This is a genomic window from Streptomyces sp. AC627_RSS907 (genome assembly GCF_019049165.1).
On sequence record NZ_JAGMUE010001533.1, the window covers coordinates 1 to 729 of the forward strand.

The 729-nt window shown below is 71.9% G+C and carries 1 protein-coding gene and 1 pseudogene; one reads left to right on the top strand and one right to left on the bottom strand.

Annotated features, from left to right (window positions below; all coding sequences use genetic code 11):
- A pseudogene (locus KUM32_RS42850) lies at window positions 1-248 on the top strand (SDR family NAD(P)-dependent oxidoreductase); the annotation flags it as partial.
- A 108-nt stretch (window positions 249-356) separates the two neighbouring features.
- On the opposite strand, the gene KUM32_RS42855 reads toward KUM32_RS42850, so the two are convergent.
- Window positions 357-557, bottom strand: a complete 201-nt coding sequence (locus KUM32_RS42855) for a DUF397 domain-containing protein (RefSeq protein ID WP_217146956.1) — start codon at window positions 555-557, stop codon at window positions 357-359.
- Window positions 558-729: the final 172 nt, after the last annotated feature.

Genomic DNA, 729 nt, shown 5'->3' on the forward strand with positions numbered 1-729 from the left:
GTGCCAGCGGACGCGAGGTGCGCTACGTCGCCGAGACGCAGGAGGAGGCGTACGCGTCCCGGGCCGGCTACAACGCCGCGGCCTGGGAACTCGCGGGCTGGGTCAGCTCGTACGAGGCGATCGCCAGCAACGAGATGAGCGCCGTCTCCGACGTCGTCCCCCGCCTCACCGGCAGCCCCGCCCGCTCCCTGGCCGACTACCTGCGCGAGCACCCGAACAGCCTGCGGCACCTCCTGCCCGGCGCCTGAGCCGGCGGGGCGCCGTGGCCCCCGTGTGTGCCGGGAGCCGTGACCGTACGAACGACGAAAGCCCCCGCCGGTGCGCTGGCGGGGGCCTGTCGTAGCGATGCGACGGGCTCAGGCGCCGAAGTCGCCGGCCTTGACGCCCGCGACGAACGCGGACCAGGCCGACACGTCGAAGCGCAGAGCGGGGCCGAGCGGATCCTTGCTGTCACGGACCGGGACGGTGCCGGTGGCGGCGACGCGGCTGGGGGCCCACTCAACACACTCGCCTTGGCCGCCGCTGTAGGACGACTTCACCCAGACCTGTTCCGTCATGACGAGAACTCCTCAGCGGTGGCGGTTCGATGGACGATCGAGCATTCGACCTCGCGGAGCGAGGCACTACCGATCGTAGGACGCGATGGGATCGTTGCCAGCTCCCATGACGAAAGCCCCCGTCGACGCGCCGGGCGCGCGCTGGCGGGGGCTTGTCGTAGCGATGTGACGG